This window comes from Cyanobium sp. ATX 6F1 (genome assembly GCF_024346315.1).
GTDB lineage: Bacteria > Cyanobacteriota > Cyanobacteriia > PCC-6307 > Cyanobiaceae > ATX-6F1.
In genome coordinates this window covers 178,810-204,522 of record NZ_JAGQCS010000004.1, presented here as the reverse complement: position 1 = coordinate 204,522, position 25,713 = coordinate 178,810, and the positions used below count along the sequence as shown (strand labels likewise).

Below are 25,713 nucleotides of genomic sequence, written 5' to 3'. Positions count from 1 at the left end.
GCGAGACCGCGATGAGTCAGGCGCGCACCACCCTCAGCCCCCGGGCGGTTCGGCTGCAGCAGGTCGTCCTCGGCAGCCTGGCGCTGCAACTGCTTGGCAGCGACAGCCGCCATCCCCTGTTCTGGGGAGTGGTGGTGCTGGTGGTGCTGGCGGCCCTGAAGCTCTGGGAGGCGCGCCGGCCCTCGGATCTGCAGCGCAGCGCCCTCACCCAGCTGCTGGCCGTGGGGGTGCTGGCGGTGATCAACCCCGGCCTGGCGCCAAGCCTGGTGCAGGGGGCCACGGCGCTGGTGGCGATCATCGCCATTGTCTTTCAGGAATTAGGCGAGCTGCCGCCGGTGCGGCGGGTGCTGGAGCAGACCCTGCGGCTGCTCGGGGCCTCGATCCCGCTGATGCTGCTGCTGTTCCTGCTGCTGCCACGGCTCGGCCCGCTCTGGCAGTTGCCCCAGAACCAGGCCGGGCGCACCGGCCTCTCCGACCAACTCAACCCCGGGGGCCTCAGCTCCCTGGTGCGCGATGCCTCGCCGGCCCTGCGGGTGAGCTTCGGCAAGGACCCGCCGCCCCCACCCAGCCAGCGCTACTGGCGGGTGCTGGTGCTCGAGGCCTTCGATGGACGCGGCTGGGGTGTCTCCCAACGGGTCCCGGCGGCTGCAGCGACCGCCACCGATCCACCACCACCCCCAACAACGAAACCCGAGCCAGGGGGGGCCAGCCAGCTGTGGTTGCTGGAGCCCTGGCCTTTGACCCAGCTGCCCTGGTCAGGGCAGGGGTTACCTGAATCAGCCGAGCTGCGCACCAGCGACCAGGGGGTGCTGCGCAGCCAACGCCTGATCGGCGATCGGCCGGTTTACACCCTCACCCACACAGAGCGCATCGGCTCCTGGAGCCTGGTGCCGCCCACGGCCAGGCAGCTGGCGTTGCCCATCGGCAGCAACCCGCGCCTGGAGGCCCTGGGCCAGTCCTGGGGCAGCCTGGCCACCCCCCTGGAGCGGGTGCAAGCCGCCCAGCGCTGGTTCAAGCAACGGCCCTTCCGCTACACGCTCGAACCAGGCCCCCTGCCGCAGCTGGCGCCCATGGATGCCTTTCTGTTTCAGACCCAGAAGGGCTTCTGCGAGCACTACGCCTCCAGCTTCACGGCCCTGATGCGGGCCGCCGGCGTGCCCGCGCGGGTGGTGGTGGGGTACCAGGGGGGCGACTGGGTGGGGGCGGCCACGGGCGGCGATGGCTACCTGGATGTGCGCCAGAGCGATGCCCACTCCTGGAGTGAGGTGTGGCTGGGGGCCAGCGGCTGGCTGCGCGTGGATCCCACCGGCTGGGTGGATCCGGCCCGGATCGAGCGGGGCCTGGCGGGGAGCCTGGCGGACCGCCCGGGGGAACTGGCGCTGCTGAAGATCGGTCCGGCCTGGTTGCGGCAACTGGGCCAGCGCTGGGGGGGCCTGGACCTGCTCTGGACCCGCTGGATGCTGGGCTTCGACGGCCCCGCCCAGCAGGCCTGGCTGGGCCAGTGGATGGGGCCCTGGAAAGACTGGCAGGGGCTGCTGCTGGTGCTGACCATGGCCGGGACGATCACTGTGGCCCTGGGTCTGATGCAGCTGCTCGATCACTGGCGAAGGCGTCCGGGCGATCGCCTCAGGCGCCAGCTGGAGCGCAGCCTCAGGCCCCTGCGCCGCGTGGGCCTGGAGCCCCTTCCCGGGGAGAGCCTGGACGCGTTCTGCCGGCGGGTGAGGGAGATCCATCCGAGCCTCAGCGCACCCTTGCAGCAGCTCGAGCATCACTACAGCCAGCGGCGTTTCGCGCGCCAAGCCCCGCCGCTAGCGGTTCTCCCCTGGCGGCAGCCAGGCCACGACCTGGCAACGGCCATTCGACGCCTGGAGCTGCCATGGTTAGAACTCAGGCAGCATCCACGGCAGCAATGAACAAGGTTGTCCCTCTGATCAGCCTGGCCCTGCTGGGGGGCCTGACCGCTGGTCCCGGCCAGGCAGCCGATCAGACCCAACTGATGCGGCTGCTCGAGAGCCGGCGCTGTGTGGGCTGCAAGCTCCAGGACGCCGATCTGGTGCGGGCGGATCTACGCGATGGCGATCTGCGCAAGGCCCGGCTGCAGCGGGCGAATCTGAGTGGCGCGCGACTTGATGGGGCCAACCTGAGCGGCGCCGATCTGAGCTTCACGAGCCTGTCCGGCGCGAGCCTGCGCGGGGCCGACTTGCGCGGTGCCCTGCTGCAGGGCACCGATCTTCGCGAAGCCGATCTCAGTGAGGCCCTGCTCGACACCGACGCCCTGAGCCGCAGCCACTGGGAGAAGGCGGTGGGTGTGTCGACCACCTTCCAGAGTTACGCCTCTCTCCATAACGCCGGAGCCGACGCCGCCACCCAGGGGCGCTATCCAGAGGCCGAAAAATTCTTTGGTGACGCGATTCGCAAACAACCCGATGCGGCGATGAGCTGGGTCGCCCGGGGCATCAGCCGCACGGAACTGGGCAAGAATGCTCTAGCCGCCCAGGATTTCGCCTACGCCGCCTCGCTATTCGAGCAATCGGGCCAGCCGGAACCGGCCCTACAGCTCAAGAAGGCCTCCGAGCAGCTCCTGGCCCCCGAGAAAAAGAAGGACGCCGGCAATGGCATGGGCTCCCAGCTGCTGAGCGGGGTGATGTCAGCATTCAGTTACCTCGCCCCGCTGGCGGCCAAGGCGTTCATGGCGTTTTAGGAAAGAGCCCTGGCCTATGGCCTGGGCTCTACATCTGGGATCCGACAAACTGCCTGGCGTCTTTGGTAGAAGGGTTATAGCCGTAGCCATAGGTGCCGCCTTCGGTGTCGTTGATGATCTTCGGGGTCACCAGGATCACCAGCTCACGCTTCTTGCGGCCACCGTTGGAGCTACGGAAGAACTGCCCAATCAACGGGATGTCACCAAGAATGGGCCATTTGCTGACGAGTTGTGTATCAGAGTCGGAAATGACACCCGTAAGGATCAGTGTCTGCCCATCTCGAACCCGGGCACTACCCGTATCCAATCTACGGATCGAAAGAATATCGATCAACCCACAGCCGGCAACGTTCTGCTGTCGTGTGGTGGCAGAAATCTGAGGGGAAAGCGTGAAAGTGACAAAGCCATTGTCATCAATCTTCGAGACCCGAGCGCCAAAGGTGAGACCCGCGATGCCAAACTCAGGTTCACAGGAGTTGCCGTTGCCTTGGGTGCCGGTTGTCACCGTGTAATTCGTGATTACCTGCTCTCCAACGGTCACATAGGACTCGTTCGAGCGCGGACGGCCAATGGTCGCACCTCCTGTGGTACCGGAGAGGCCACTGCCACTGGAGCTGGAGCTGCTAGATGAACCTCCGGCAGTGGCCAAGGCCGCCGAAACCTCAGCACCGCCTTTGATTTCGTCCTGATTCTCACTGAGGATCAGGGTTGGGCTAGCTAGAACTTTGGTGCTTCGTGCTGTGATTGTGGCATTCACAAAATCAAAGAAGTTGTCCCTTGGATACTGGAGGCCAGGATTAGGAGGGGCTCCTGCGGTGGCAAAAGCGCGCGGTGCATCGAAAGCGCTAAGTCCAAGCGCCGTACTTGGAGGGAGAAGCCGACCAAACGCCCCAAGCATCTGGCCATTGTCATTGACGATAAAATTGTTCCCGTAGCGGAAAGCAAAGCTATTGGAAATAGTAGCGTCGTTATCCAGTGTGACATCCAGGATCTTGACGGACAGCGCCACCTGCCGCTGACGCAGATCCAACTGCCTGAGGTAATTCTCAGCAATGGCCACGACACCAGAATCACCGATCAAAGTGATCGTGCCCAAGCGCGAATCCGTCGTGCCGATCAAACCACGGAGGGGGCCGCTGCCTGCCCCGTAAGACTCAACCGTCTGCTGGGAAGAGGTGGTGGTCTGTGAGGTGGCCGAGCCTCCGGCCACCTGGTTGGCTTGGTCCACGCCCTGGGCCACCGCCGTGGTCACCGTGGTGACTTTGGTGACAGTGGCACCAAGACTGGCGAGGTAATTCGCCGCCGATGCTGAAGACGCCTGATTCAGGCGATAGATCTTCGAAATCTGCGATCCGAAGGATTTACCGGATACATTCGGTCCAGCAACAATCATGCTGCCTTCGAGCTTGCCTTGGAGGCCAGCGGCGAGGAGCACAGAATTCAATGCTCTGGGATAGCTTTCATTGCGGAAGGCAATCGATACAGCGCGCGAAGGGGCTGGCGCTCCCCCTGCCTGGGCATCATCCACGAAGACGAAGCCGTAATTGCCCATCTGGGCCAGAGCCATCAGGGCATCCTTGGCCGGTGCGTTGCGCAGGGTGAGGGTGACACGGGGGCCGCTCACATTCACGAAGCTGCGGTTGCGCAGCACCATGCTTCCCACGGCCATGTCCCCGAGCGGCGGGGCCACGGCCCTTGGCTGCAGAGGGGGAGCAAACACGCTCTGGGGCACCCGGCCAGGGGCATTGAGATCAAGCCGTCCGCTGACCGTGGTCGCCTGGGCATTGGCCGAGAACGACAGGATCAGGTTCCGGCCATCGGCGCTCACCAGCGGCCGGGCTAGGGGCGCCCCGCCCATGGGCTTGACCTGGATCTGATAGCTGCCCCCCGATCCCTGCAGGGTGATCGATTCGATCCCCGCTTCCGGCAGAGCCAAGCGCTGGGAGCCGGCCCCCAGACGCAGGGGCTGACTGGTGGCCAACTGACCGAACCAGAGGCCGCCGCTGTTGGACTGCTGCAGCACCGGCGCCGGGCCCGTGCCTTCGATCATCACCTCAACCGAATCGCTCAGCCGCCGAGCCTTGAGCACCAGGCCTTCGGCTGCCGGCTGGGACTGAACGGAGAGCGGCACCGCCTGGGCCAGGGCAGCCCCACCGGGGGCTCCCAACTGAAGAACGGGCAAGGCAGTGGCCGCCGCCCAGATAAACAAGCGCTTACTACCCACAGTGACCACCACCCTGACGACATCCATAACCTGCGGATCGTAACGCTGAACTGACGGAAGAACCATGGCAAGAGCAGTAATTCAAGGCTTTTTCGCCCCCGAGGGCGCAGGAGCTTTGGAATAAAGCGCCACATTCAACTTCAACACCGTGCGAGGAGCGGGTGGCTGGATCACAAGGGTGGAACCTGGCACGGGCGTCGGCCCTTGCTTGACATCCTCAAGCCCCAGAACGAGATCGCTCTGCACCACCAAGAGGCTCAAGCTTTCAAGCCGGCGCAGGAAGGCCAACACCTGCGGATAGCGTCCCCGTGCCCCAATCAACACCGAGGTTTTCTGCATCCCCGGTGCCAACAGTGGATCCACTGGAACGGCGGGCTGGGCCGCTTGATCCGCTGGCGCCCCCTTCGCCGGTGGGGCTGCAGGTGCCGGGGGCGCTGCAGGTGCCGGGGGCGCAGCGCCTGGGGGTGGCGCAACAGCCACCAGTGGTTCATAGGCATCCAGTTGCACACCGGTGCGCAATCCTTCGGCGCTGAGTTGGGCCAAGAAGGTTTTCATGCTGCCGCTGCCAGCGATCAAAGCAAGAAGTTTGGCCCTGAGATTGAGTGCCTCGGTTTCATTGGTCTGCTGCACCGCCAGTTGGTTGCGCAGCAGCGGCAGGGTGGCCTCCTGCTGGCGAAGATCGTCGACTTGCTTTTGAACCTTGTCGACTTGTTGTACGAGCGGCACGACCGCGAAGCCAACGAAGGTCAGGGCGATCACCCCACCGATCACGGCCGGCACACCGACGAGCATCCGCTCGCGGGTGAAAAAGCCCGTGAGCCCTGGACTGGAAGCTTGGGCCTGAAGATTGGTCATGGGAGCACCCCCGCACGGCGAAGAACGATCAACCGCTGAGCCATGCCTTCGGCCCCCAGGCGCTGCAGCTCCGCCAAGTTGGCGGACTGGGCTGCGGGACTGAACTCCACCTTCATCTCGAAGGTCACCTGGGTGGCAGGGGCGGCCCCAGGTTGGGCCTGAACTGGAGACTTCTCGCGACTGACCTTGACAACTTCCGCGGTAGAGGCATCGAACAAGGGAGAATTGGCAAGCTGCAGCTGCAGAGCATTGATGCGGCGGAACGCCTGCGGATCAGCCGCAAGGCCCTTGAGGGTGAGGGTGTTGCCCTGCACATCGCCGTTGGTGAGTTGAATTCCGGCGGGGTTGATCAAGGACAGCTGGGTGAGCAGCGCCGAGCCCGAACGCACCGCCAATAGGCCCTCAACCAGGCCCTTGTTGACGGCCTTCAATTTGATGACACGCCCGATCGAGGCCTCAAGCTCACCCTTCAGCGCCTTCACCTGCACCGGGACATCGGCTAGAGAGGCCACCTCGGTGTCCAACACCTGCAACCGGAAGCGGAATCCCAGCCAAACCAGCAAGGACAGAAGCACCAGGGCGGCCCCGGCGAGACCCCCCATAAGGAGCAGCCTTGAAGAATCGGTGGGGGCCGCCGGTCGCTCGGGCAGCCCCAGTTCAAGGCGCCGTTGGCGCAGCAGATCGACCGAGCCTGGAGATCGGGTCATGGCTTGAGCGCCTCCTGGAGCAGACCCGCCACCCGCAGCAACTGGCCACCGGACGGCGTGCCCGTTTCGCCCGCATCAGCCGGTGGATCGATCCATCCAAGCCTGTAGGCATCGATCTGCTCCACGCTCCAGCCCTCCGGTTGACTGAATAGATCGAGCAGATCCTGGCGCTCCGCGTAGGTTCCCACAAGCCCCACCCGCACGGACGTCACCGCGGCATCCTGCTCACGCCAGTAGCGAACGATGCCCTCGACCTTCTGCACCAACTCCTGGTTGAGATCCAGCTGCACCGGACGGCCCGCCGCCGGCAACGCCTGCTCGAACTCCGGCACCCCATGGCGGTAAAGCACCAAGCGGCTGCCTCCCTCATTGAGTTCCACCTGGACAAACAAGGCTCCGCTGGGCAGGTCGCTGAGCAAGGGTTCCAGGGCCCTCCATTCACTCAGCTGCGCCGATTCCAAGTGCTCCAACTCCACGCCCGCCAGGGAGAAGATTTCGATCCAGGACTGAACGGCGGCACGGCGGACAGTCACCAAGAGCGAGGTGGCCGGCTCGCTGGACTGTTTGCGCGGCAGGGGCAACAGCGTGACATAGGCGGCCGTGAGGGGGTAGGGCAAGCCGAGATCGGGATTGAGTGTCTCCAGTTCCTTCTCAGGATTCGCCGGCCAGCCCGGTGTGGTCCACTGCACCATCCGCCACTGGGTGGCCTGGTGGGGGAGCGTGGCGACCACCCGAGCTCCCGTGAGGCCATGCTCGAGCAACAGATCACCCATCAGGTCGCCGATCGCCTCCGTGCGGCGCGGTTCGCCGGCCACGATCGAGCCGGCGGGCAGCGGCACCCGCTGCAGAAAAGTGGCCCGCCGCTGCTGGCTGCCGGAGGGGAAAGCGGACAGTGTCAGCCAGCGATCCTCCACCTCCAGCAGGACCCGAGGCGGAAAGAGCCAAGCCTTCAGAGGCTTGAGTCGATTCTGTACACCGGAGAGCACCAAAACCGCAGGTGGTCAAAGTTCTCCAAAGGGTACCGGTAGTTCAGCGCCAGGGAACCCCACAACCGACCGCTTCACCAATCTCGCGGAATCCGTGGCGATCAAGCTGTGCTGAGAGGCCCTCAAGAATCGCCGGCACCAAGGCCGGTCCCTGGTAGATCCAGCCCGTGTAGAGCTGCACCAGGGAGGCTCCGGCGGTGATGCGCTCCCAGGCAGCCTCTGGCGTATCGATGCCGCCCACACCGATCAAAGGCAACGACGGCCCCGCTGTGGCCCTAAGCCGCCGGATCACCTCCAGGGCTCGAGCCCGCAGGGGAGCACCGCTCAGTCCCCCCGCCTCCTCCGCCAGGCTGCGGCCGCTCTGGGCGAGTCGCCGCTGCTCCAGACCCAGCCGGTTGAGGCTGGTGTTGACCGCGATCACTCCGGCCAGGCCCTCCTCGTAGGCCAGGCGGGCGATGGCGTCGATGGCGTCATCCTCCAGATCAGGGGCGATCTTCACCAGCAGGGGCGGGCAGGCGGGCAGCCGCCGCAGCCGCTCCACCAGACGCCGCAGCTGCACCTCCTCCTGCAGCTCCCTCAATCCCGGTGTGTTCGGCGAACTGACGTTGATCACCGCGTAGTCCGCCAGGGGCGAGAGCAGCTCCAGGGTGGAGGCGTAATCATCGGGAGCCAGCTCCAGGGAGGTGGCCCGGGACTTGCCCAGGTTGATCCCCAGCACCGCCGGACGCTGGCCTGCCGGGGGCAGCTGCTGGCGCTCGAGCGTGCGGCGCACGGCCTCGGCGCCGATGTTGTTGAAGCCCATGCGGTTGAGGGCGGCCCGCTCGGCGGCCAGCCGGAACAGCCGGGGCCGGGGATTGCCGGCCTGGGCCTGCCAGGTGACCGTGCCCAGCTCGGCGAATCCGAAACCGAACACATGCCAGATCGCCGCGGCCACGCCGTTCTTGTCGAAACCGGCCGCCAGCCCCACCGGGTTGGCGAAACGACAGCCGAACAGGGTCTGCTCCAGCCGGGGATCGCGGCGCTGGAGCTCCGCCGCAAGCCCCGCCAGGCTGCCCGCCACGATCGGCCATTGGCGCCGCAGGGCCGCCTGGCCAAGGGCCGCCAGGGTGATCACGCTCAACTGTTCGGCGTCGGCGCCCCCATCGCGGGCCAGGAGCGGGCCGACCCAGCGGCGGTAGAGCGGCATCGGCTCAGCCATCGGCCACCTCCCGCACCAGCCGCCAACGGCCTTCAGCCTCGGGCCGCACCTGCCAATCGCGCCAGCGCCAGGACCGCTGTCGGTCCTGCACCTTGGCCAGCGGCTGTTCCACCAGCTGGGCCAGCTCCACGGCGCTCAGGCCGTAGCCCCCCCGCGCCAGTCGATCGGCCAGCTCAAGCCGATTGAGCAGCGCCTGCAGGGGCGCCGGAGCAAGGTCCTCGATGGGCGCGGGGGGGCCTTCGGCCGCAGGAGCCGAACCCGCCAGGGCCGGCCGCCCCCCGCGGGAGTAGGCCACGGCGATGGCGTCGCAGCGGTCGTTGTCGGGGTCGCCACTGTGGCCCTTGACATGGACGAAGGGCACATCGGCCAGGCGGGCCCGGTCGAGGGCCTCCCAGAGCTCGCGGTTGAGCACGGCGCCCCCGGAGGCGGTGCGCCAGCCCTTGCGCTTCCAACCGGCCATCCACTTGCTGAAGCCATCGATCAGATAACGGCTGTCGGTGCGGATCGCCAGCGCGGGGTGCCGGGGCAGATCGGCGAGGGTTTCCAGCAACGCCAGGGCCGCGGTGAGCTCCATGCGGTTGTTGGTGGTGGCCGGCTCCCAACCGCCGAACTCCCGCACGGTGCCATCTTCAAAGCGCAGCAACGCTCCCCAGCCGCCGGGGCCAGGGTTGCCGCTGCAGGCACCGTCGCAGGAGGCGGTCACCACACGCCCTGCCTCAGTGGCCACTGGGCCGGGGCGGGGAAGTTCGGTAGAACGCAGTTCCGATCTCGATGAGAGGCGTCCGTCGCATGCAGCGAACCTACCTCGCAGCCCTTGGCCTCGGTGCACTTCTGGCCAGCGGATCGGCGCTGGCCCCCACGCCGCTTGCGCCCCTGCAGGCGGCCCGGGCCGCCACCCTGTTTGAAAGCCGGCCGGTGGAGGCCTCCCGGTTTGTGATCCTGGCCAAACCCGTGGCCCGATCCGACTGGAGTCTGATCGTGCTGGAGCAGCTGCAGCCCGCCCCCGCCTGCTGGCAGCAGCGGTCGGATGGTCTGATCGACGCAGCCCTCACCCGTTTTGACTACACCGGCATCTGCAGCCGCTACATCGACAGCAACGGCTATTCCCTGCGGGTGAACGGCGTGGACCTGGCGAGCCGCTACCGGCTGCTGCTCCGCCAGCGGGGCCAGGAACTGCAGCTGCTCGGGTCCTCCCCCGATAACAGCAATGATCTGGTGCTGGGCCGTGGCTCGGTGCAGCGCCGGGACCGGGACGGCTTCGTGGCGATGTCACTGGAGCCCGGCTGGCAGCTGCGCCGCCGGGTCTACGGGGGCCAGACCCTCAGCCACATGTACTTCGCCAGCGACGGCAGCCTCAGCCAACTCTCCAGGCCTGCGGAGACGGCCACAGCCTTGAGCCCGGGCCGAGCGGGCTACGGCAGTGGACCGATCAGCCTGCGGGTGATCCCCTTCCGGCCGTGAGCCCCTCCAGGAGTGCGGACAGTTGCCATAGCGTCCGCCCCAGGTGGGCGCCCCCATCCCCTCTCGGTAAGGTCTGTGCGTGTGAGGAGTGCGGAACGCTCTCCCGGGGTCGAAACGAGGAAAGACTCCCAGGATCGTTCCAATCTCAGAGCCCTGCCTTCGGCGGGGCTTTTTTTTGTCTGCGCACTGGAGCAGTGGGGCGGCGGGCCATGAAAAAGCCGGCCCCGCAGGGCCGGCGAAGGCAACCAGAAGAGCTGACGGGGGCGAAGGCCCCCGCCGGGCCGGAGATCACTTGATGGTGACCTTGCCGCCGACTTCTTCCACGGCCTTCTTGATCGTTTCGGCGTCGCCCTTGGCGATGCCTTCCTTGATCGGAGTGGGAGCGGCTTCCACGAGGGCCTTGGCTTCGCCCAGGCCGAGGCCGGTGGCCTCGCGGACGGCCTTGAGGACCTTGATCTTGGCGGCGGGGTCGAAGCCGTCGAGGATCACGTCAAATTCGGTCTGCTCTTCGACGGGCTCGGCAACGGCGGCGGCAGCCACCACGACCGCACCGGCGGAGGGGGCTGCGGAGACGCCGAAGGCCTCTTCGATCTGCTTGACGAGCTCAGAGGCCTCCAGCAGGGAGAGCGCCTTGAGCGATTCGAGAATGGTGTCGGTTTTTGGGGACATGGTTAGGGGGGATCAGCAACAGATCTGTTGGGGAACAGGGGGATCGGTCGAACTCTTGGGGCCCGGCCCGGCGAAGCCGGAGCCAGGATTCAGCTGTCGCCGGATTCGGCGTGGGCCTTCAGCGCCCGGGCAAGACCGGCCGGAACCTCGTTGATGCCCACAGCCACCTTGGCGGCCACGGCGTTGATCGCACCTGCGATCTGAGCCAGCAGCGCCTCCTTGGAAGGCAGCTCACCAATGGCCTGAACATCGGACTGGGAAAGGAGTTTGCCCTCGTAGAGGCCTCCTTTGACTTCCGATTTCTTCGTGTCCTTCTGGAAGGACTGAACGGCCTTGACGGCACCGCCGACATCGCCCTTGATCAGGACGAAGGCATTGGTGCCCGTGAGCAGGGAATCGAGTTCCGACCAAACAGCGTCACCATCAATGGCACGGCGGATCAAGGTGTTTTTGGTCACCTTGCAAATGCCGTTGCTGGCCTGCAGACGGGTCCGCAGATCAGACATCTCCTTGATGGTCAGGCCCTTGTAATCAAGAACCAGCGCCATGTCGGCCTCACCGAGGAGCCCTTTGAGCTCTTCGACGATCTGTTGCTTGCTCTCCAGCGTGCGGCCCATAGGTGTGGAACGGATCGGGGGAACAAGCTGGGCACGCGGCCATGGGAACCTCCCTTGGAAGGGAAGCGAGGCCGCGTGATGATCCGCCCCATGGGGGAAAAACCTTCGCGTGCACCTCGGCAGGATTTAAGGGAAACCTGCTGTCTTGGGTCGGGCGCGTGCCCGTTTCTGGCCTGAGCCAGTTGATCACCCTACAGGGTGACGTACCCGGGCCAATCAGCTCTCCTGCTTGATCTCCTGCAGGAGGGCGACGTCCACCTGCACCGAGGGGCCCATGGTGGAGGAGAGGTAAAGGCTCTTCCAGTAGCGGCCCTTGGCACCGCTGGGTTTCTGGCGATCAATCGTTTCCTGCAGGGCCTTGAGGTTCTCCAGCAGTTTCTCAACGCTGAAGCTGGCCTTGCCGAAGCGCACGTGCACGATGCCGGTGCGATCGGCGCGGAATTCCAGCTTGCCCGCCTTGAATTCTTTGATCGCTCCGGCCAGGTCAGTGGCCACGGTGCCGGCCTTCGGGTTCGGCATCAGACCCCGGGGGCCGAGGACACGGCCGAGCTTGGCCACCTTGGGCATCATGTCCGGGGTGGCGATCAGCAGGTCAAAGTCCATCTGGCCGGCGGCGATGGCGTCCACGAGTTCGTCGTCACCGGCGAGGTCGGCGCCGGCCGCCTTGGCCTCGGCCACCTTCTCACCGCGGGCGATCACGGCGATGCGAATGTTCTGGCCGGTGCCGTTCGGCAGCGCCACGGTGGTGCGCAGCTGCTGGTCGGTGTACTTGGGATCGATGCCCAGGCGCACGTGGGCTTCGATCGTTTCGTCGAACTTGGCGGTGGCGGTGTCTTTCACCAGTTGCACCGCCTCCTCGGGGGTGTAGACGCGGTCTTCGACCTGGGCGTGGAGCGCGGACAGTCGCTTGGAGATCTTTGGCATGGCAGGTGGTGGGGTGCAATCGACCGTTGGGCGGTCTCCCCCGGTGAGGTGGATGAAAGGAACGTTGAAGATCGGGCGGGCCGGAGCTCGCCGGATCAGGCTCAGTCGCTGATGGCGACGCCCATGTTGCGGGCGGTGCCTTCGATGATGCGCTGGGCGGACTCGAGGCTGGAGGTGTTGAGATCGGGCAGTTTGGTGCGGGCGATCTCCTCGAGCTGGGCGCGGCTGATGGCACCCACGGAACCCTTGGCGGAGGTGGCGGCACCCTTCTCGATGCCGGCCGCCTTGGAGATCAAGACGGAGGCGGGCGGGGTCTTGGTGATGAAGGTGAAGCTGCGGTCTTCGAAGACCGAGATCTCCACCGGAATCACATAGCCGGCCTTGTCCTGGGTGCGGGCGTTGTACTCCTTGCAGAACGCCATGATGTTGACCCCGTGCTGGCCGAGGGCAGGGCCCACGGGCGGTGCGGGGTTGGCTTTGCCGGCATTGAGGGCCAGCTTGATCACGGCTACGACTTTCTTGGCCATCGGCTGGGCTGGGGAACGGGGACTTCCCTAGGGGGACGTCGGGACGGTCTGCGGATCGCCGACCCGAAGGGAACGGCGTGCGATGGACGGCCACCCTCCGCAGGGAGGCGGCCGCTGGGCTTCAGCTCTGTTTGCTGATCTGGGCGAACTCCAGCTCGACCGGGGTTTCCCGGCCGAAGATCGAGAGCAGGGCCTTGAGCTTGCTGCGCTCACCGGAGACTTCGATCACCTCGCCCTGGAAGTCCTTGAACGGACCGGCGGTGACGAGAATCTGGTCGCCCTCGGTGAGGTCGAACTTGACCACGGCCTTCTTCTCGGCGGCGCGCTTGAAGATGCGGTCCACCTCCGTGCGGCTCAGGGGGCGGGGCTTGATGTGGCCGCGCACCCGGCCCGTGGCGCGCCGCTCCTCGGCCCCCACGAAATTGATCACGTTGGGGGTGCTGCGCACCGCCATCATCGTGTCCTCGTCGAGGACCATGCGCACCAGCACGTAGCCGGGGAACACCTTTTCCTCGGTGCTCTGGCGGTTGCCGTCCTTCTTGATCTTGATGGCCGGGGTCTGGGGAATCTCGATCTCCAGGATGCGGCTGTCCACGCCGAGGGTGACGGCCCGCTGCTCCAGGGTGGCCTTGACCTTCTTCTCGCAGCTGGAGGCCACCTGGACCGCATACCAGCGCGCCACGGTCTTCTTGCCCTCGGAGGCCCCTTCGCCGGCCCCATCACCGGAAGGCGCTTCGCTCAGGTCGATCAGTTGGCCCGGCGAGGCGATCTCCTCGAAGGGCTCATCGCCGGCGGAGAGATCAGAGGTGGCGAGTTGGGCTTCGGACACGGAGTTCAGAACGGGGAGGCGCAGCGGGAAGGGGACAGCGGGCGAGGCGATCAGCGGAAGATCTGGGTGGACCCCCAACCGAAGAAGCGATCAACGGCGGCGATCGCGGCCGCCGAAAGGCTGACCATCAAGATCACGGCCACCGACTCGCTGAACAGCTGTTGGCGGCTGGGCCAGACCACCTTGCGCAACTCCTCCACAGTGGCGGCGGCGAAACCGCCGGAATCGGCCGGCGCCGCTGGCGCGGCGGGGGTTTTGGCCGTGTCTTCGGGCGTTTGGAGGGTCACAGGCGCTGGCGCACCGGTGCGATCAGTCGTACCGGCAAACGATCACCCTACCGGACGTCCTCACGCTCTGGCCCCAGGGGGATGAAACACAGCGGCTCCGCCGGGTCAGCGGATGCCTGCACCCGAACGCCCCTGGCGCCGCTGAAGGTCTCGGCCAGCAGGGCCGTGGCCAGCGGGTTCTCAATCTGACGGCGCAGCAGGCGCCTCAGGGGCCTGGCCCCGTACTCGGGCTCGTAACCCTGGGCGGCCAGGCGGGCCACCAGGGACTCGTCCACCTGCAACTCCAGTCCCTGGTCCGCCAGCAACTGAGCCAGCTCCGCCAACTGCAGGCGCACGATCCGCTGCAGATCTTCGGGCCGCAGGGGTCGGAAACGAATCACCTCATCAATGCGGTTGAGGAACTCCGGCCGGAACTGATCGGCTAGGGCCCGCTCCACGGCGGCATCGAGGGCGGCCCCGTCGCCGCTGCGCCCGAATTCGAGAATCGCCCGACTGGCCAGGTTGCTGGTCATCACCACCACCGTGTGGCGGAAATCGACCGTGCGGCCCTGGGAATCGGTCAGGCGGCCGTCGTCGAGCACCTGCAGCAGCACGTTGAACACGTCCGGGTGGGCCTTCTCCACCTCATCGAGCAGCAGCACCGCATAGGGACGCTGGCGCACCGCCTCGGTGAGCTGCCCCCCCTCCTCGTAACCCACATAGCCCGGCGGCGCCCCCAGCAGGCGGGCCACGGCGTTGCGCTCCATGTACTCGCTCATGTCGAGCCGCACCAGGGCCTCGGTCTCATCGAACAGGGCCGCCGCCAGGGACTTGGCCAGTTCGGTCTTGCCCACGCCGGTGGGCCCGAGGAACAGAAACGAGCCCACGGGCCGGCGGGGGTCCTGCATGCCGGCCCGGGCGCGGCGGATGGCGGCGGCCACGGCGGTGACCGCCTCGGGCTGGCCGATCACCCGCTCCCCGAGTCGGCTTTCGAGCTCCAGCAGCTTCTGGCGTTCCCCCGCCAGCAGCCGTTGCACGGGGATGCCGGTCCAGCGGGCCACCACATCGGCGATGTCCCCCTCCTCCACCTGCTCCCGCAGCAGCGACTGACCGGAGCGCTGGTCTTCGAGCATCCCCTGCTCCAGGGCCAGACGGCGCTGCTGCAGCCCATGGAGCTGGTCGTACTGCAACCGGGCCGCCTCCTCGAGATCGCCATCGCGCTCGGCCTCGGCGATGGCGTGGCGCAGGTCCTCGTCCTGGTGCTGGAGCTCCCGCAGCTCCGCCAGCTGCTCCCGCTCCCCCTGCCAGCGTTCCTGCAGGGCCGCCAGGCGCTCCTGGGCGTCCCGGCGCTGGTCCTGCCACTGCAGGCGTTCGGCCATCGGGGCGGACTCCGCCGCCAGCAGGGCCAGCTCCACCCGCCGCAGGGCCAGTTCGGCGTCCTCCACCAGCTGGGGCTTGGAGGTGACCTCCATCTTGAGCTGGGCGGCGGCCTCATCGATCAGGTCGATGGCCTTGTCCGGCAGGCAGCGGTCGGCGATGTAGCGGGCCGCCAGGCGGGTGGCGGCCACCACCGCCCCATCGCTGATCGTGACGCCGTGGTGGAGCTCATAGCGCTCCTTGAGCCCCCGCAGGATCTCGATGCTCACCTCCAGGCTGGGTTCGCCCACCACCACCTGCTGGAAACGGCGCTCGAGGGCGGGGTCCTTCTCCACCGTGCGCCGGTAATCGGCTGGGGTGGTGGCACCGATGCAGCGCAGCTCGCCGCGGGCCAGCATCGGCTTGAGCAGGCTGCCGGCATCGGCGTTGGAGCGGTCGCTGCTGACCACCGTGTGCAGCTCGTCGATGAACAGCACCACCCCGGCGTCGGGGTCGCTCACCTCCGCCAGCACGCTGCGCAGCCGTTCCTCGAACTGCCCGCGGAACTTGGCGCCGGCGATCAGGGCCCCCAGATCGAGGGCGATCAGGCGCAGGCCCTTGAGCGAATCGGGCACCTCACCGGCCACGATCCTCTGGGCCAGCAGCTCGGCGATGGCGGTCTTGCCGACGCCGGGCTCGCCAATCAGCACCGGGTTGTTCTTGCCCCGGCGCGAGAGCACCTGAATCAGGCGGCGGATCTCGGCGTCGCGACCGATCACCGGATCCAGCTGACCGGCGCGGGCGGCGGCGGTGAGGTCGCGCCCGAATTGCTCCAGGGGAGAGGGTTCCCGCTCCAGGGTGAGCCCGCCCTCAGAAGCAACCGGAACCGCCAGCGCAGCCTTGGGCGGGGCCACGGGCTGGGGGCGGGATGGGGTCGTGTCGATCCAGTCGTCGTCGCTGCGCAGCAGCGCGGTCCGGGGGCGGGGGGACGCCTGGGGCGATGGGCTCGAGAGCAGGGGCGCCCCGGGACGCAGCTGTCGCAGCAGGCGCTCTTCGCCCAACCCCTCGGCCGCCAGCACCTCGGCGCCGAGGCGGGGTTCCTCCAGCAGGGCGAGCAGCAGGTGGGGCACATCGATCAGGCGGGAGCCCCAGCCCCCCCGCCGGCGGTCGGCGGCCTCCAGCAGCTCCTCCAGGGCCTCACCGATGAACAGCTCACCGCCACTGCCCGCGGGCTGATCGGCGCAGAAGGCCTCGAGGCGATCGAGCACCCGGTCGACGCTGATCGGCAGCGGATCCACCCAAGCGGCGAAACGGGCATCGCTGAACAGCACCTGCAACAGATGCTCCACATCCAGCTGGCCATGGCGCCAGCGACGGGCCTGGTCCTGGCTGGCCAGCAGCAGGTCCCAGGCGGCGTCGCTGAAACGGTCCGGTTCGGCGGTGAGGCTGCCCGGGGGGGAAGGGTCAGTCCGCATCGTGCCGGGGGGAGGTTTGAATCAATTCCACCTTGTAGCCATCGGGATCCTCCACGAAGGCGATCACGGTGCTGCCGTGCTTCATCGGTCCAGGCTCACGGGTCACCCGGCCGCCCTTGGCGCGGATCTGATCACAGAGCGCCTGGATGTCCTCCACCCCCAGGGCGATGTGGCCGTAACCACTGCCGATCTCGTAGCTGGCGGTGTCCCAGTTGTGGGTCAGCTCGAGCACAGCGGTGTCGCGCTCGTCGCCGTAACCCACGAAGGCCAGGGTGAAACGGCCCGACGGGTAATCCTTGCGGCGCAGCAGCCGCATGCCGAGCACATCCGTGTAGAAGGCGAGCGAGCGCTCCAGATCCCCCACCCGCAGCATGGTGTGAAGCAGTCGCATGGCCAGGGGGTGGGGCGAAGCCATTCTGACCAGAGGCCCGAGATCCGTGCCAACCGGCACAAATGGGCGGGCGGGGGAGGCCCATAAGATCCCCAACATCAACGACAGCCTTTCGTGTTCGATTCCCTCGATCTCGTCATCGACAGCGTGGTGGCCCGCGAGGTGCTGGATTCCCGTGGCACCCCGACGGTGGAAGCGGAGGTGCTGCTCGAAGGGGGCGCCCGCGGGATGGCGATCGTGCCCAGCGGCGCCAGCACCGGCGCCCACGAGGCCCACGAGCTCCGGGACGGGGATCCCAGCCGCTACTTCGGCAAGGGAGTCACCAAGGCGGTGACCAACATCGAAGAAAAGATCGCGCCGGCCCTCTGCGGCCTCAGCGCCACCGACCAGGGCACCGTGGATGCCGCCCTGATCGAACTGGACGGCAGCGACAACAAATCCGCCCTCGGGGCCAACGCGATCCTCGCGGTCAGCTTGGCGGTGGCCCGGGCGGCGGCCGAGGGGGTCGGCCTGCCCCTCTACCGCTACCTGGGGGGGCCGATGGCCACCCTGTTGCCGGTGCCGCTGATGAACGTGATCAACGGAGGCGCCCACGCCGCCAACAACCTGGATTTCCAGGAATTCATGGTGGTGCCCCACGGCGCCTCCAGCTTCAGGGAGGCCTTGCGCATGGGCGCCGAGGTGTTCCACACGCTCAAGGGTCTGCTGGCCGAGCAGGGGCTCTCCACCGCCGTGGGCGATGAAGGGGGCTTCGCCCCCGACCTGACCAGCAATGACGCCGGCGGTGATCTGCTGGTGGCGGCGATCGAGAAGGCGGGCTATCGGCCCGGGGATCAGATCTCCCTGGCCCTGGATGTGGCCAGCACCGAGTTTTTCAAGGACGGCCGCTACGCCTTCGGCGGTGGCAGCTACACCAGCGCCGAGCTGGTGGATCAGCTGGAGGCAATGGTCAGCCGCTACCCGATCGTCTCGATCGAGGATGGCCTCGCCGAGGACGACTGGGAGGGCTGGGCCCTGCTCACCGAGCGGCTGGGGAGCCGCGTGCAGCTGGTGGGCGACGACCTGTTCGTGACCAACACCAGCCGCCTGCAGCGGGGCATCGAGCAGGGGATCGCCAATTCGATCCTGATCAAGGTCAACCAGATCGGCTCCCTCACCGAAACCCTCCAGGCGATCGACCTGGCCGGCCGGGCCGGCTACACGAGCGTGATCAGCCACCGCAGCGGCGAAACCGAGGACACAACAATCGCCGACCTGGCGGTGGCCACCCGCGCCGGCCAGATCAAGACCGGCTCCCTCAGCCGCAGCGAGCGGGTCGCCAAATACAACCGCCTGCTGCGCATCGAAGACGAACTGGGCAGCCAGGCGATCTACGCCGGTGTCGAAGACCGGGGCCCGAGAGGCAAGGCCTGATCCAGCTCAGCTGCGGGTGCCGGGGAGCTGCTCCAGGCGGCTGTCACGGCGCAGCTTCGCCTGGAGCTTGATCCAGCCGACCCCCACGGGAACACCCGCCAGCAGGGGAAGGGCCGAGAGCAGCGGCCGACCACTGCTGGCCAGCAGGGAAGCGGCCACCACCAGGGCCCCCAGCAACACCGACTGACTGGCCAGTTGCTGACTGACCGCCAACCGCCGCAGCAGCCGGTCGGTTTCACCGGCGCGAATCTGCACCTGCAGATCGCCTTGCTCGACGCGGGCCAGGCTCTCCTCCAGGCGCCGGGGGATGCCGAGGGCACGGCTGCCCACCTCGGCCGCCTGGCGACCGAGTTCGTTGATGAAGTCGTTGGGACCGTTACCGCTGGCGGACATCAGAGGCAGCAGGTAGGGGCGGGCAATCGCCACCAGGCTAAAGGCCGGATCGAGGCTGCGGCCCACCCCCTCGAAGGTCGAGAGGGCCCGCATAACGAAGATCAGCTCCACCGGCAGGCGGAACGGCTGGCCATAGACCAGGTCATAGAGATCCCCCGAGAGCTTCTCGATCACGTTGCTGGAGAAGGGCGGCGTCAGGGCGTCGTTGAGCATCACCCGCACCAGCCGGCGCACGGGCCCCTGATCGATGCCCTGGGCGATCACCCCGGCCGCCTGCAACTCCTCCACCAGGCCGGAGGCATCGCGGGCGGCGGCGGCCCGCACCATGCGCCCCAGGCGGCTGCGCAGCCGCTGGGAGATCTGACCCATCATCCCGAAGTCGTAGTAGATGAGGGCGCCATCGGCCGCCACCGCCAGATTCCCCGGATGGGGGTCGGCGTGGAAGAACCCGTAGCGCACCAGTTGCTGCAGGTAACTGGCCGCCCCCCGCTCGGCCACGGCGGCCGGATCGATGCCGGCCTCGATCAGGGCCGCACGGTCGGTGATCTTGATGCCGGGCAGGTAGTCGAGGCAGAGCACCCGGCGGGTGCTCAGTTCCCAGACCACCGCCGGCACACGGATGAGCGGATCATCGAGGAACTGTTGGCGGAAGCGGGCCGCATGTTCGGCCTCGGTGCGGAAGTCCAGCTCGCGGATCAGCACCCGGCGGCATTCCTGGGCGATGCCCACCCAGTCGCGGCCTTCCCCCCAACGGGGATGGCGCTGGAACAACGCAGCCACCTGCTGGAGGATGTCGAGATCGAGGCGGAAGAGGCGTTCCAGGCCGGGGCGCTGGATCTTGAACACCACCTGCCGGCCGCTGCGCAGGCTGGCCCGGTGCACCTGGGCGAGGCTGGCGGCGCCCAGGGGCTCAGCCTCCAGATCGATGATCTCGGCGCAACGCTCCCCCAATTCCTGCTCCAGCAGGCCCTGGGCCACGGCGAAGGGGAAGGCCGGCACCTTGTCCTGGAGATGCGCCAGCTCCTCCACATAGCCAGCGGGCAGCACATCCGGGCGAGCGGAGAGCAGCTGACCGAGCTTGATGAAGGCCGCCCCCAGATCGAGCAGACGGGCCGTGAGCCAGCGGGCCCGTTGTCGTTGGCGCTGGGCGCGGCCTTCCTCGGTGACACCACCGGGATAGCTCCAGGCGGCCCCGTCCCACCAGAGGCCCACCACCATCGCCACCACCACCCACCACACCTGAACGCTGCGGGCCAGTTCCCGCAGCCGGCGCCGCAAAGGGCCGATCAAGGCTGATCCTCGAGCCGCGAGGCGAGCCCGGCCACCTGGGCCCGCAGGGCATCGATCTGATCCTGGGGGTTCGGGCTGGCACCGGAGGACTGGCCCTGGACCCCAATGTCCGCAGGTGGGGCTGCGGCACCGGGAGTGGCATCAGAGGGCGCCGTTTCACCCCGTTCCAGGCGCTCGGCCTCCTGCTCCACCTCCTCGACGAACAAGCTCCATTCCTGTTGCAGACGCTCGGGCGCCAGCTCCGCCAGGCTGGTCAGGGCGGACAGGGCCTCGGCCACGCCGCTCTGGAGGCGCGCCGAGAGCCGATTGACGGCGGCTTGAAGCAGGGATTGCGGGGCGCTCATCCTGGGCCTGCTGTGCTGGCCAAACTGTGGCAGATCGGAATCCCCGGCGGGGATCTAGCGGGCGGGAGTCGCCTCGGGCAGAACGGGGGGCGCTGGTGCGTCCAGAGGGGGCAGCGGGTCGAGGGCGCCGTCGTCGGCACTCCGGGGCTGTGGCTTGGCACTCGGGGGCTGTGGCTTGGCCTTCGGGGGCTGTGATGGGGCCGTCGGGGCGGCGCTCTCCGTGGGCGCGAGGGGATCGGGGGCGCCGTTGCTGTCGGGCTCCGCCCCCGGCAGCGGCTCAGGCAGCTGGTCTGCGGGGTCTGTTTTCGCGGGCGGGTTGGGATCCCCGCGCAGGGATTCATTCTGGGCGCCGTAGCGCATCCTCAGGCTCTCCAGGCTGATGCCGGGCAAGGGCTGTGCGTCGAAACGGTGGCCCAGGTCGATCGAAGGGGTCCCGTCCAGGACCTGCAACCGCTGGGTGAGGCCGAACCCCAGGGCGAAGCCGAGCCCGATCACCAGGGGACCACTCCAGGGGTTCCCGGGGCGGGCGGCACGGGTGGGGGCGGCACTGGCCTGGGCCATGGGCATAGGGCGGTGGGGCGGCGGTGCGGGGGGCAGCGGTGCGCCGACCCATCCTGCCCCAGGCGGATCTCTCAGCCCTTCAAGATGAAGGTCAGTGGCGGGGATCCGGCCCTGGCGCCAGGGATCCAAACGAGACCGGGCAACCTACGCTCAGTCCAAGACAAATGGGGGTGGTTGTGGCGAAATCGCGGGTCGGACACAACACCCAGTTCAAGGCACCCGCGCGCATCAGCATCACGATCCCCGAAAGCGTCAACGAACGACTGATCGCCATCTCGCGCGAACAGGGACGTTCCCTGAGCAATCTCGCTGCCTACCTGCTCGAGTGGGCCATCTCCAACGAGCCGAACTGCCACGCGATCCTCAGCGAGAAGCAGTCTTCGGAGTGATTCAACCCGCTCAGGTGGTGTAGTCGGCGTTGATGCGCACGTATTGATCCGATAGGTCACAGCCCCAGGCGATGCCCGTGCCGGACCCCTCCCCCACCCGCAGCCGAATGAGCACCGTGTCGCCGCCGGGGCCCGTGCCGCCCAGGTAGTCACCTTCGGCACGGGCCTTGAGATAGCTGGAGGCCCCCGGTCGATCGAACACCAGGGGCTGACCCGCCGCCATCAGTTGGTGCTCCCCGAGCCAGAGGGCCACCGCCTCCGGATCGAAGGCCGCCCCGGCCCGGCCCGCCGCGGCCACGATCCGGCCCCAGTTGGGGTCGCGGCCGTGGACGGCGCATTTCACCAGCGACGAGCCGCAGACGGTGCGGGCGATGGCGCGGGCGTCGGCGTCGCTGGCGGCACCCTCCACCCGCACCTCGATCAGGCAGGTGGCCCCCTCACCATCACGGGCAATCGCTTGGGCCAGGTGCTGCGACACCGCCGTCAGGCCGGCCTCCAGCGCCTCGAAGTGCTCCGGTGGCAGGGGCGCACCGGCGGCAAAGGCCAGGAACGTGTCGTTGGTGCTGGTGTCGCCGTCCACCGTGATCGCGTTGAAGGAGCGCTCCACCGCCCGCTGCACCATGGCGCGCCACAACTCCGCCGGCACACCCGCATCGCACGTGAGATAGCCCAGCATCGTGGCCATCTGGGGGTGGATCATCCCGGAGCCCTTGGCCATGCCGCCGAGGCGCACCCGCCGGCCACCCAGGTGGGCCTCCAGGGCGATCTGCTTGTTCGTCAGGTCGGTGGTGAGGATCGCCGTGGCGGCGGCGGCGCCCCCCTCGGGGCCCAGGGCCGCCACCAGGGGATCGAGGCCCGCCACCAGGGTGTCGATCGGGATCGGCACCCCGATCACGCCGGTGGAGCAGATCAGCACCTCCTCGGCGGCCAGACCCAGGCGATGGGCCAGTTCGGCCGTAGCCGTCAGGCTGTCGGCCAGGCCCCGTGATCCGGTGCAGGCATTGGCCTGGCCTGAGTTGGTGAGCACCGCCCGGGCGCGGCCACCGCTGGCGGCCAGCCGTTCGGCGCAGAGGTCCACACAGGCGGCCCGCACCCGGTTGGTGGTGAAGCTGCCGGCGCAAACGGCCCCAACGGGCGCCAGCAGCAGGGAGAGGTCGCTCTTGCCGGAGGCTTTGAGGCCAGCGGTGGCGCCGGCGGCGAGGAAGCCCGCCGGAGCGGTGATGCCACCGGCGATGGGCTGCCAGGGGGTCGGAAGGGTCAAGGCGAGGGATCGCTCTGGGTGCATCCTGCCGGGGCGGCGGCCCGTTCAACGCCAGGGCGGGGGCGCAGGCCGCGCCCTCAGCGGTACACGCTGGCCGGGCCCACCTTGGCGTAGAGATCTTCCAGCCGAACCGACAGCTGCTCCAGCAGGCTGCGGCTGAACTCGGTCGATTGCGACAGCAGCTCTTCGAAATGGGACGCGGTGAACACCAGCACCGTCGCGGGTTCGGCGCCGGCGCGCACCTCGGCCCGGCGGGGATGATCGGTGAAGAAAGCCACCTCGCCGATCGGCTCGCCCACGCGGATCTGGGCCATCAGGGCCATCGGATTCCCCACTCCGTCGTCGCGGTAGACCTCACAGCTGCCCTCCAGCAGGATCGCGACGATGTCGGGTTGATCGCCGACGCTGAACAGAGCCTCACCGGGCTCGAGCCGCCGCTGGTCTCCCCAGCGCAACATGCTGAACAGGGCCGCCGGGGAGAGGTCGGCCCCCAGGGGGACCTGGAGCAGCTGGGTGAGCCGATCGCTGTGGGGCACATCCACCCCCGCCAGCAACTGGCGCAGGGCCGGGCTGTCCGGCAGACCCACCCGCGGCTGCCGGCGCAGGGCGGCGGCCCGCTCCGGCGCGCGCCGGTCCTGCACCCACAGCACCCACAGGGCGGTGTCGGGATCGGGATCGCGCCAGAGGGCTTCGAGGGCATCGGAGGGATCGGGCAAGGGCTCCAGGTTGATGGAGCCCTCCCCTGGCTCCATCACCAGGCGCTGCTCCCTGCGCCTGAGCTGGCTCAACACCAACGGCGGCGCCAGGGGCAGCAGCGCCGCGAAACGCCGCACCAAGGGGTCGTCGTCGCTGAAATGTGCAAGACCGGGCCAGATGATCACGAACAGGCTGGTGAGGCGTCGGTCGATCACCGGCAGCAAAGGGCGGATCAGAGGATCGCTGGCGGTGGCCTGCTCCAGGCTGATGCGGGCCGCAAGCTGGGCGCGCAGCTCCTCCCATTCCTCCTCGAGGCGCTGGCGGGAGAAGGCCGAGGTGGGGCCAAAACGGGCCAGCAGCTCCCCCCAGCTGGCCTCATCGAGCACGAATTCAGCGCGGATGCGCTCCAGGCCCTCCTGATGGCTGGGGGAGGCGAGGGCGGCACTGAGGTCGAGGCTGCGGCTGGCCTCGAGCAGATCTTCGATCGCCTCGGCGGCGGCCTCCTGGCGCAGGCCACGGATCTCCCTCTGGCGGTAGTCCAGCTGCAGGATGCGCGGGTCGGTGATCGCCAGTTCGCGCACGGCGGCGTGGTGGTCCTCCTCCACCAGCCCCAGGGATTGGCGCAGCTCCTCCAACTGCACCAGGGCCGCGGCCCGGTCCAGTCGGCCGGTGTCGAACAGGTCGGACATCACCTCCCGGTAGATGCCGCGCTTGGTGGCGCTGATCTGGACCGGCAGCACCTTGGCGAGGGTGAACACCTCGTTGGCGCTGAGCTCCTGGAGCGAGCGCCCCTCAAGCAAGGCGTCCAGCTCGGGCATGAGCTTCTCGAGCTGCTTGCGCAGGCTGGCGCTGGTGCTCTCGCGGGTGTAGGTGGCCTTGTCCCGGGACCAGCCGCGGTAGAGCCACATGCCGCTGGCGATCAGCACCACGGAGCGGATGAGCTGGCCGCCCTTGCCCCCCAACGCCCCCAGGGAGGGATCAGCAAACCAGAAGAAGACGTTCACCGCCAGGAAGCTGGCCAGCAGGCGGGTGCGCTGCCGGGCCACATCGGCGGCCCGCTCCCCGAGGGCCGCCAGCCGGCGTTCCAGCTGCCGTTGCAGCCAGGAGAAGATCAGCACCGAGAGGACAGCCGCCAGCACCAGCAGCGCCGGCAGGGAGATCAGCCGCGGCAGCAGCGTGTTCAAGCCCCACAACTGCAGGGGCTGAAGGATCGCATCAACATGGCGGGCGTCGTAGGCCCACAGGCCCGTGCGCAGGTAATCGACGCCCTCGCGGGACTCGGCGCGGATGAGCAGGAAAAAGCCCAGCACCAAGCCGGGATAGGACAACCAGGCCCAGTCGAGGCCACGCTTGGCGCTGAAGGTCTGCCAGTAGGCCCGTTCCGAATCGATGTCGATGCAGGGGGCCTGGCAGGCCACACAGGCGCTCTGGAGCTTGCCCTTGTCGCCGTAGGTGCGGCACATCGACTGGGTGATCTTGGAGCTGGTGTCCATGTGGGCGGGGCTTCCCAGCAGGCTGCGCTGGCCCGTGACCACGGTCTGCACCGGCGCCATCGGGCAGAAGTACTGGCACCAGGCCTTGCCGCCATAGGCCCAGCCCACCACCAGGGCCGCCGCCACCGTGAGCAGCAGGAACAGACCCAGGCCCACGGTGCTGCTGTTGACCACCAACAGACGGAGGCTGAGGCCGGCGATGAACAGGCTCCACTGCAACTGCACGTGGTGTTGGCCCAGCCAGGAGTTGGCCTCGATCTTCACCACCTCCCTACGGCTGCCCTTGCCGGCCACGGTGCGCTGCCAGTGCAGGGCCCGGAACAGCTGGGAGATGAACGCCAAGGGGCAGATCCGGCGCCAGAGCTCATGGCTCAACACCACCAGGGTCAGCAGACCGCTGGGCACCACCAGGCCCCAGAAGATCTGGTTGCCCTCATGGGTGTGGCATTCCAGGAGCTGGCCGCAGTGGTTGATGTTGAACGGCCAGGGATCGACGTTCGGGATCAGCAGCGAGACGATCAACCCCAGCCAGCCCAGCAGCAGCACCCAGCGGGTGAGATGGGCCTGACGCTCCGACCAGGCACTGAACAGTTGCAAGGCGCAAGCCGTCGGCGGATTGGACCCTACCGATGCCCTCGGGGCCTGTCGAGTTGATGATGACGTTCACCCCGCCATCCCTTTCGCCCC

At 67.8% G+C, this 25,713-nt stretch carries 24 protein-coding genes; 5 read left to right on the top strand and 19 right to left on the bottom strand.

All coding sequences use genetic code 11. The annotated features are described in order from the left end of the window. Positions 1 to 11 precede the first annotated feature (11 nt). Positions 12 to 1,913: a transglutaminaseTgpA domain-containing protein gene (locus KBZ13_RS07940; protein ID WP_255008017.1), complete on the top strand. Its 1,902-nt coding sequence runs from the start codon at positions 12 to 14 to the stop codon at positions 1,911 to 1,913. Then, complete coding sequence (locus KBZ13_RS07935) at positions 1,910 to 2,701, top strand: pentapeptide repeat-containing protein (RefSeq protein ID WP_255008016.1); 792 nt, start codon at positions 1,910 to 1,912, stop codon at positions 2,699 to 2,701. The genes KBZ13_RS07940 and KBZ13_RS07935 overlap by 4 nt, the downstream gene beginning before the upstream one ends. A gap of 28 nt (positions 2,702 to 2,729) precedes the next feature. Here the strand turns inward: KBZ13_RS07935 and KBZ13_RS07930 are convergent, their stop codons facing one another. From KBZ13_RS07930 to KBZ13_RS07905, 6 genes are read right to left on the bottom strand one after another with little or no spacing between them, the layout of a single operon-like run. Next, entirely contained in the window at positions 2,730 to 4,991 is a 2,262-nt protein-coding gene (locus KBZ13_RS07930) for a type II secretion system protein GspD (protein ID WP_255008015.1), read from the bottom strand. A gap of 15 nt (positions 4,992 to 5,006) precedes the next feature. Further along, positions 5,007 to 5,780 carry a hypothetical protein gene (locus KBZ13_RS07925; protein WP_255008014.1) on the bottom strand — a complete coding sequence of 258 codons (774 nt, stop codon included), beginning with the start codon at positions 5,778 to 5,780 and terminating at the stop codon, positions 5,007 to 5,009. Continuing rightward, complete coding sequence (locus KBZ13_RS07920; protein ID WP_255008013.1) at positions 5,777 to 6,487, bottom strand: PilN domain-containing protein; 711 nt, start codon at positions 6,485 to 6,487, stop codon at positions 5,777 to 5,779. The genes KBZ13_RS07925 and KBZ13_RS07920 overlap by 4 nt, the downstream gene beginning before the upstream one ends. Continuing rightward, complete coding sequence (locus KBZ13_RS07915) at positions 6,484 to 7,473, bottom strand: hypothetical protein (protein ID WP_255008012.1); 990 nt, start codon at positions 7,471 to 7,473, stop codon at positions 6,484 to 6,486. Before KBZ13_RS07915 ends, KBZ13_RS07920 begins: the two co-directional genes overlap by 4 nt. Before the next feature lie 43 nt (positions 7,474 to 7,516). After that, positions 7,517 to 8,671, bottom strand: coding sequence for a quinone-dependent dihydroorotate dehydrogenase (locus KBZ13_RS07910; RefSeq protein ID WP_255008011.1), 1,155 nt, complete (start codon positions 8,669 to 8,671; stop codon positions 7,517 to 7,519). Continuing rightward, positions 8,664 to 9,398, bottom strand: coding sequence for a ribonuclease H (locus KBZ13_RS07905; RefSeq protein WP_255008009.1), 735 nt, complete (start codon positions 9,396 to 9,398; stop codon positions 8,664 to 8,666). The genes KBZ13_RS07910 and KBZ13_RS07905 overlap by 8 nt, the downstream gene beginning before the upstream one ends. A 62-nt stretch (positions 9,399 to 9,460) precedes the next feature. Here KBZ13_RS07905 and KBZ13_RS07900 point away from each other — a divergent pair, with 62 nt between their 5' ends. After that, positions 9,461 to 10,132 (top strand): DUF3747 domain-containing protein, encoded by a 672-nt coding sequence (locus KBZ13_RS07900; protein ID WP_255008008.1) that lies wholly within the window; start codon positions 9,461 to 9,463, stop codon positions 10,130 to 10,132. Between the two features lie 288 nt (positions 10,133 to 10,420). On the opposite strand, the gene rplL is transcribed toward KBZ13_RS07900, so the two are convergent. From rplL to gloA, 8 genes are all read right to left on the bottom strand, one after another. After that, complete coding sequence (rplL, locus tag KBZ13_RS07895) at positions 10,421 to 10,801, bottom strand: 50S ribosomal protein L7/L12 (protein WP_255008006.1); 381 nt, start codon at positions 10,799 to 10,801, stop codon at positions 10,421 to 10,423. 89 nt (positions 10,802 to 10,890) lie between these two features. After that, positions 10,891 to 11,418 (bottom strand): 50S ribosomal protein L10, encoded by a 528-nt coding sequence (gene rplJ / locus KBZ13_RS07890; RefSeq protein ID WP_255008004.1) that lies wholly within the window; start codon positions 11,416 to 11,418, stop codon positions 10,891 to 10,893. Positions 11,419 to 11,634: 216 nt separating this feature from the next. Next, the gene (gene rplA, locus KBZ13_RS07885; RefSeq protein ID WP_255008002.1) at positions 11,635 to 12,342 is read right to left on the bottom strand and encodes a 50S ribosomal protein L1; all 708 of its coding nucleotides are present in this window, start codon (positions 12,340 to 12,342) and stop codon (positions 11,635 to 11,637) included. Positions 12,343 to 12,443: 101 nt separating this feature from the next. Further along, positions 12,444 to 12,869: a 50S ribosomal protein L11 gene (gene rplK / locus KBZ13_RS07880; protein ID WP_255008000.1), complete on the bottom strand. Its 426-nt coding sequence runs from the start codon at positions 12,867 to 12,869 to the stop codon at positions 12,444 to 12,446. A gap of 121 nt (positions 12,870 to 12,990) precedes the next feature. Continuing rightward, complete coding sequence (nusG, locus tag KBZ13_RS07875; RefSeq protein WP_255008208.1) at positions 12,991 to 13,611, bottom strand: transcription termination/antitermination protein NusG; 621 nt, start codon at positions 13,609 to 13,611, stop codon at positions 12,991 to 12,993. Positions 13,612 to 13,748: 137 nt separating this feature from the next. Beyond that, the gene (secE, locus tag KBZ13_RS07870) at positions 13,749 to 13,985 is read right to left on the bottom strand and encodes a preprotein translocase subunit SecE (RefSeq protein WP_255007999.1); all 237 of its coding nucleotides are present in this window, start codon (positions 13,983 to 13,985) and stop codon (positions 13,749 to 13,751) included. Between the two features lie 47 nt (positions 13,986 to 14,032). Then, positions 14,033 to 16,795, bottom strand: coding sequence for an ATP-dependent Clp protease ATP-binding subunit (locus KBZ13_RS07865; RefSeq protein ID WP_255007998.1), 2,763 nt, complete (start codon positions 16,793 to 16,795; stop codon positions 14,033 to 14,035). Further along, the gene (gene gloA / locus KBZ13_RS07860) at positions 16,785 to 17,186 is read right to left on the bottom strand and encodes a lactoylglutathione lyase (RefSeq protein WP_255007997.1); all 402 of its coding nucleotides are present in this window, start codon (positions 17,184 to 17,186) and stop codon (positions 16,785 to 16,787) included. The genes KBZ13_RS07865 and gloA overlap by 11 nt, the downstream gene beginning before the upstream one ends. A gap of 114 nt (positions 17,187 to 17,300) precedes the next feature. Between gloA and eno the strand changes: the two genes are divergently transcribed. Next, positions 17,301 to 18,599, top strand: coding sequence for a phosphopyruvate hydratase (eno, locus tag KBZ13_RS07855; RefSeq protein ID WP_255007996.1), 1,299 nt, complete (start codon positions 17,301 to 17,303; stop codon positions 18,597 to 18,599). A 6-nt stretch (positions 18,600 to 18,605) separates the two neighbouring features. Here the strand turns inward: eno and KBZ13_RS07850 are convergent, their stop codons facing one another. The 3 genes from KBZ13_RS07850 to KBZ13_RS07840 form a co-directional block, all read right to left on the bottom strand. Continuing rightward, a complete protein-coding gene (locus KBZ13_RS07850) occupies positions 18,606 to 20,210 on the bottom strand; it encodes an ABC1 kinase family protein (protein ID WP_261358916.1) in 1,605 nt (534 codons plus the stop codon). Positions 20,211 to 20,278: 68 nt separating this feature from the next. After that, a complete protein-coding gene (locus KBZ13_RS07845) occupies positions 20,279 to 20,626 on the bottom strand; it encodes a hypothetical protein (RefSeq protein ID WP_255007995.1) in 348 nt (115 codons plus the stop codon). Between the two features lie 54 nt (positions 20,627 to 20,680). Next, on the bottom strand, positions 20,681 to 21,187 hold the full coding sequence (locus tag KBZ13_RS07840) for a hypothetical protein (RefSeq protein WP_255007994.1): 507 nt from the start codon (positions 21,185 to 21,187) through the stop codon (positions 20,681 to 20,683). A gap of 176 nt (positions 21,188 to 21,363) precedes the next feature. Between KBZ13_RS07840 and KBZ13_RS07835 the strand changes: the two genes are divergently transcribed. Then, a complete protein-coding gene (locus KBZ13_RS07835; RefSeq protein WP_255007993.1) occupies positions 21,364 to 21,576 on the top strand; it encodes a ribbon-helix-helix domain-containing protein in 213 nt (70 codons plus the stop codon). 10 nt (positions 21,577 to 21,586) lie between these two features. On the opposite strand, the gene argJ is transcribed toward KBZ13_RS07835, so the two are convergent. Then, positions 21,587 to 22,861, bottom strand: coding sequence for a bifunctional glutamate N-acetyltransferase/amino-acid acetyltransferase ArgJ (gene argJ, locus KBZ13_RS07830; RefSeq protein ID WP_255007992.1), 1,275 nt, complete (start codon positions 22,859 to 22,861; stop codon positions 21,587 to 21,589). 53 nt (positions 22,862 to 22,914) lie between these two features. Beyond that, positions 22,915 to 25,623: a cyclic nucleotide-binding domain-containing protein gene (locus KBZ13_RS07825; protein ID WP_255007991.1), complete on the bottom strand. Its 2,709-nt coding sequence runs from the start codon at positions 25,621 to 25,623 to the stop codon at positions 22,915 to 22,917. Between the last annotated feature and the right edge of the window lie 90 nt (positions 25,624 to 25,713).